Source organism: Aeromicrobium sp. (assembly GCF_049586495.1).
Classification (GTDB): domain Bacteria; phylum Actinomycetota; class Actinomycetes; order Propionibacteriales; family Nocardioidaceae; genus Aeromicrobium.
This window is the reverse complement of sequence record NZ_JBAVCB010000240.1, coordinates 1-5637: the sequence shown is the minus strand read 5'-3', so window position 1 is coordinate 5637 and position 5637 is coordinate 1. Positions and strand designations below refer to the sequence as shown.

6 protein-coding genes and 1 tRNA gene are annotated in these 5637 nt (G+C 67.3%); 3 read left to right on the top strand and 4 right to left on the bottom strand.

What is annotated here, in order from left to right; genetic code table 11:
• The coding region (locus tag WB508_RS12330; RefSeq protein ID WP_423845176.1) for a pyridoxal-phosphate dependent enzyme at nucleotides 1-630 on the bottom strand (630 nt) is incomplete at its 3' end.
• Nucleotides 631-635: 5 nt separating this feature from the next.
• Nucleotides 636-1559 carry an alpha/beta hydrolase family esterase gene (locus WB508_RS12325; RefSeq protein ID WP_423845175.1) on the bottom strand — a complete coding sequence of 308 codons (924 nt, stop codon included), beginning with the start codon at nucleotides 1557-1559 and terminating at the stop codon, nucleotides 636-638.
• A gap of 48 nt (nucleotides 1560-1607) precedes the next feature.
• Between WB508_RS12325 and WB508_RS12320 the strand changes: the two genes are divergently transcribed.
• A tRNA-Arg gene (locus WB508_RS12320) sits at nucleotides 1608-1684 on the top strand.
• Nucleotides 1685-1689: 5 nt separating this feature from the next.
• Here the strand turns inward: WB508_RS12320 and WB508_RS12315 are convergent.
• Together WB508_RS12315 and WB508_RS12310 are read right to left on the bottom strand one after the other, a co-directional pair.
• On the bottom strand, nucleotides 1690-2910 hold the full coding sequence (locus WB508_RS12315) for a S8 family serine peptidase (RefSeq protein ID WP_423845174.1): 1221 nt from the start codon (nucleotides 2908-2910) through the stop codon (nucleotides 1690-1692).
• Nucleotides 2911-2945: 35 nt separating this feature from the next.
• On the bottom strand, nucleotides 2946-3419 hold the full coding sequence (locus WB508_RS12310) for a PGPGW domain-containing protein (protein WP_423845173.1): 474 nt from the start codon (nucleotides 3417-3419) through the stop codon (nucleotides 2946-2948).
• 72 nt (nucleotides 3420-3491) lie between these two features.
• On the opposite strand from WB508_RS12310, the gene WB508_RS12305 reads away from it, so the two are divergent.
• Both WB508_RS12305 and WB508_RS12300 read left to right on the top strand, forming a co-directional pair.
• Nucleotides 3492-4799, top strand: coding sequence for a class I SAM-dependent methyltransferase (locus WB508_RS12305; RefSeq protein ID WP_423845172.1), 1308 nt, complete (start codon nucleotides 3492-3494; stop codon nucleotides 4797-4799).
• Nucleotides 4796-5605: a DUF1295 domain-containing protein gene (locus WB508_RS12300; protein ID WP_423845171.1), complete on the top strand. Its 810-nt coding sequence runs from the start codon at nucleotides 4796-4798 to the stop codon at nucleotides 5603-5605. Before WB508_RS12305 ends, WB508_RS12300 begins: the two co-directional genes overlap by 4 nt.
• The last annotated feature ends 32 nt before the right edge of the window (nucleotides 5606-5637 follow it).

Here is a 5637-nt window from a genome sequence, read left to right as displayed (position 1 = left end):
GGCCAGACCGGCTGCTGTGCCGCCTGATCCGACCGCGGTGACGACCGTGTCGGGCGCTGGCAGCACGCCAGCGTCCACCTGGGCCGCGATCTCGAGGCCGACCTCGACGTACCCGAGCGTGCCGACCGGCGATGATCCTCCGGCGGGCAGGTAGTACGGCAGCGTTCCGCGAGAGCGCAGCAGGCACCGCGCGATGATCGCCGGCGCGGCCAGCTTGAGTCCGGTCACGGTGCGGTGCCGGTGCAGGTGGGCGCCGGAGTCGTGCAGTCGGACCAGCTGGTCGCGAACGTGGTCGTCGACCGGCTGGTCCACCAACCCGAGCACCGTGCGCAGACCGTGTTCGCGCCCGTACAGAGCCGCCGCGAGTCCCCAGTGCGTGCCGATACCACCCACCGTGAACAGGGTGTCGGCACCTCGGCGATGAGCCTCGGGAATGATCCACTCGAGCTTGCGCACCTTGTTGCCACCCCACGCGCCGTCACCGAACACACCCTCGTCCTTGACCCACAGGTCGAGGTCGAGGTCGGGGAGGTCAGCATGGTGCACCGGCGTGAGCCCTTGGCCCAACGTCACGTGCGGCAGGTCGGCCGACGGAAAGAGTTCGCTGAGATGGTGGGTCCTTGACGTCACGTCACTCAGCCCTCGACGCTCTGGAAGAACTCCCACATCACGCTGCTGGCGTCGATCTGCGAGCCGGGCCAGCGATGGCCCTCATCGCGAAGGACGTGGACCGAGATGGCCGATCCGTCGGCGCAGCCACGCCACGAGAGGTGACGCAGCGCGCCGATCGCCGTGGTGGTGGCACCCACAGCGGGGCAGCGGTCGTGCGCCACCCACTGAGCGACTGTGTCATCCACCGAGGGCATCGGGCCGATCACTGTCTCGGCGCCTTCGTACGGCACCCGCTTGTCGCGCATGCCGTGGAAGTAGGCAATCGAGGCCGGCTTGGCCCGAGCACAGTCCGGGGCCATGTACGGGCCCGACACGGCACCGTAGGCCGCGAAAGGACTCTCTGCGTCGCAGGCCAAGGCCAGCACGAGCGCCGACCCGTTGGAGAAACCGGCCGCGTAGATCCTCGAGCCATCGATGCATCCGCGCGAACGCACCTCGGCGACCAAGGCACGGGTGAAATGGGCGTCGGACCGGACGTCGCCGGGCGGCGTGCGAAAGTCCCATTGTGAGATCGCGCCGCGCGCCAGCGGCGCCACCACGATGAAGTCCTCGCGATCGGCCAAGGAATTCATGCCGCTGGCGGCCAGGATCTTCGCGGGGGTGCCGCCGAGCCCGTGGAACATGGCAACGACGGACGTGCGTTGCGTGGCGTCGTAACCAGGAGGAACGTGCAGCAGGTAGCTGCGCACCTGCCCGTCGTGCTGCATCGCGTGGGCCGTGGTGCCGGTCGGCAACAATCGGGCGCCGGTGCACGCGGTCGGATCGGCCCTGACCGCGCCGGAGGGATCACCTGCGTGGACGACACCCACGACACCCAGGATCAGTGCGAGCGCGACAGCCCAACGTTTCGGGCGAACCGCCCCGAACGCGTAGGCGGGAGCGGGCATGGAGGCAATCCTAAGGCACGTGGAATGACCCCGTTACGCTGAGCCGAGGCCCCCGTAGCTCAGTCGGATAGAGCGACCGCCTCCTAAGCGGTAGGTCACAGGTTCGATTCCTGTCGGGGGCACCAACGCGTCACTTCGCGCGCAGCAGCGGCTCCATCGCGATGAGTCCGAAGCCGGACCGATTGTCTCGTCCGAGGTCCCCCATGTCCTGCGCTGCAGTCAGGATCTGATCAGAGACCAACCAGGCGTCATAGCCGGTTCGGCCAGTTCGGGCGATCCGCAGTGCGGCGGCGGCCGAGACCATCGGCGCTGCCATCGATGTTCCACTGAGCGAGCACCAGTAACGCTTCGAGGTGCATCCCGCGATCTTCGGGTCCCTCACCGACAGGGACGTGATCGACACGCCTGGCGCCATCACGTCGACCCAGTCGCCACACGAGGAGAATGACGCCGGCGATCCGTCTCGATCGACCGCACCAACGCCGATGACACCTGGGTACGCAGCCGGATAGGTGGGCAGGTTGCTGCCCACCTGCGGACAGCCAGCATTACCGGCGGCAGCGACCACCACGATGTTTTGACGCAACGCCCATGCCACGGCCGCCTCGACGTCGGTCGTCGGAGGTGCGGTCAAGGACAAGTTGATGACATTCACTCGCTGATCGGCCGCCCACATGATGCCGGCCGCCACGTCGTCGGTCCCTCCCGAACCCCGGCTGTTGAGCACTCGGACCGGAACGATGGTCGCTGCGGGAGCCACCCCGGTCACGTACTTCCCGTTGCCTGCTGCCGCCGCTATCGCACCGGCTACATGGGTGCCGTGACCGTTTTGATCGGTTGCCTTGGTGCCGGGGTCGACGAAATCTCGTCCCTTCATCACCCGGCCCTTGAGGTCGACGTGATCGATCTTGACCCCGGTGTCGACGACGGCGACCTTGACCCCGCTTCCCGTGCTGTAGCGCAGGGCGTCTGCTTCCCAACGGACCATGTCCAGGCCCCACTGCTTCGTGCGCAGCGGATCAATGGCACGCCCGGCGATGACAGCAGGCTGGACCATGTCCACCCCGGCCGTGGCGGGCTCTTCGAGCGCCTCGGAGATCGTCTCCAACGCATCAATCCGACTGTCGACCGCAATGGTCTCGAAATCTGGTCGAGAGGCGGTCGTGGCCCGGGTCGTGACCACGACCTCCAATCCCCGGCGGGCTGGAGCGGTGTCGAGCACCTCTGCAGCCTCGGCGAGCACCGCCGGAGGAATGTCGCCCAGCGGATCGTCGGCCACGGCCGGGGTCGCCCCGACGGACACCACGAAGCACGCTGCCACCGTGGCCCAGAAGGAGCGTGACGTGATCATGATCTACTGACGGTACCGGAGCACAGCTCCTGCCATCAGGCGTTTGGTTCGCCGGGATTTCGCCATCGAATGATGCTGTAGACCAGCAGGCCGAGCGCCGCTGCGGCCGAGACCCACAGTCCGACGGCTGACACCCAGCCCGCAGCCGGGAGGCTCGGACCGAAGCCCACCCCCAGCACGGAGAACTCGGGAATGTTCGGGTCGCTCCACCAGACGATGCCGACACCAACCAGCCACGCCACGCCGAGCAGGCTCAGAGCGATCCGCGGCCATGTGGCGACCCCGTACCTGGCGGCCTCGACGGCTTTGCGCCGAAGTGGATCGAGCAGGCGGCGTGCCCATGGATGGCGCCGCGACAACAAGGCGACGCCAGCGACGACGATCAGCAGTCCGGGACCCGGCGCCGGCATCAACACGACTCCGACCGGGATGAGCAACCAGCCGAGCGCCTCGGCCCCGAATCGGCCCATCCACCTGCTCAGACCGGCGACCACCTGCATGGGTCCCATGATGCCAGTGGGAACGCGGGGCCGCGACACGTTGGACGTGCAGGACGTGTCCTGCCGCAGGACAATGAGCGAGTGAACATTGCCGCAGCCCTGCTCGATCTGGCCGAGGACACCCTCAGCATGACCCTTCCCGTGCGCCTGCGCGCGTGGGACGGAAGCGAGGCCGGCCCGCCTGGCGCTCCGGTGCTGGTCATCCATCGCAAGCGAGCCCTCCGCCACATCATGTGGCAGCCCGGAGAGCTAGGCGTGGCTCGCGCCTACGTGCAGGGCGACCTCGACGTCGACGGCGATCTCGGCGACGGCCTGCGCACCCTCTGGTCGGCCGTCCGCGATGCCCGTAGCGTCGACGGCGACGCCGGTCGCCCGAGAATCCGGCCCCGACTCGTGCTCCGCGCGGTCGGGCTCGCGATCCGCGTCGGCGCCATCGGACGCCGACCCGCTCCGCCCGCGGCGGAGTCCAACCTGACCGGCGATCTGCACAGCAAGGAGCGCGATCGTGCAGCGATCTCGCACCACTACGACCTGTCGAACGACTTCTACGAGCTCATCCTCGACCCGAACATGGCGTACTCCTCAGGATTCCATCGCACCCCAGAGATGACCCTCGAGGAGGCGCAGACCGCCAAGCTGCACCTGATCTGTCGCAAGCTCGGCCTCGAGCCAGGCATGCGGATGGTCGACATCGGATCGGGGTGGGGTTCGCTGACCCTGTTCGCCGCCGAGCACTACGGCGTGCACGTCACCGGCGTGACGTTGTCGTCAGAACAGCGTGACTTCGTGCTGAAGCGGGCCGCCGAGCGCGGCCTGTCCGATCAAGTCGATGTCAGCCTGCGGCACTTTCGCGACTTGTCCGAGTCAGGAGTGCGCGATGGTCAGATCGATGCCATTGCCTCGGTCGAGATGGGCGAACATGTCGGCGACGACGAGTACACCGTGTTCACCGAGGCCATCCACCGCTATCTGCGCCCCGGCGGCCGAGTCGTGATCCAACAGATGTCCCGCAGCAACGACGCCCCCGGCGACCGCCCCGGCGGCGGTCCATTCATCGAGACCTACATCGCCCCGGACATGCACATGAAGCCCTTGGCCAAGACGATCGGCCTGATCGCCGAGCCCGGGCTGGAGATCCGCGACGTCCAAGCCATGCGCGAGCACTACCCGCAGACCGTGACCGCCTGGGCCGAGAATCTGGAGTCCAACTGGGCTACGGCCGTCAACCTCGTGGGCGAGGAGATGGCCCGCGTCTGGCGGCTGTATCTCGTCGGCGGCTCGCTGGCCTTCGAGGAGAACCGCATGGGCGTCGACCAGATCCTCGCGGTCAAGCCCGGCGCCACCGGCACCAGCGGCATGCCAGCTGAACCGATAGCGTGGCTTGGGTGATCGACAACGACTTTGGCCAGGCTCTGCTCGCACTTCTCGTGGGTCTGGTCGTGGTCGTGGCCTTCATGGCCGCATGCCTGGCTTGGTCCGTCCGCAAGCAGCAGCTCACTGTGGTCGACACCGCGTGGGGCCTCGGCTTCGTGCTCGTGGCGCTGTCCTCGGCGGTGGTGTCATGGGCCGGTGACGAGGGCGATTCCGTCCTCCCGTGGATCCTGCTGGCGATGACGGCCATGTGGGGCATCCGCCTGGCCATCTATCTGCACCTGCGCAATCGCGGCAAGGACGAGGATCCTCGCTACGCCGAGATGGCGGACGCCGATGGTCGGTCGTTTGCACGGGTGGCCATCGCCCGGGTCTTCGTTCCGCAGGGCATCGCGATGTTCCTGGTGTCGACGCCGTTGATGATCGGCGCTCAGAATGCCCGCATCAGCACGCCGCTGCTGGTCCTTGGTCTCCTGGTCTGGGCCACCGGCGTCTTCTTTGAAGCGGTGGGCGACGCCCAGCTGTCGCAGTTCAAGAAGGACCCTGACAATCAGGGCAAGATCATGGACCAAGGACTGTGGCGCTACACCCGCCACCCGAACTATTTCGGTGACGCGTGCGTGTGGACGGGCATCTGGCTGGTCGTGGCCGGCTCGCTGCCCGGCTTGCTCACCGTCCTCAGTCCGATCGCCATGACGATCTTCCTGACCAAGGTCACTGGTGCCTCCTTGAACGAGAAGGGCATGAAGAAGACCAAGCCCGGCTACGAGGATTACGTCCGCCGCACCAGCGGTTTCATCCCGCTGCCGCCTCGGAAGGGGTAGCGGTCAGCGGGTCACGAAGATGTGGCTGGCGG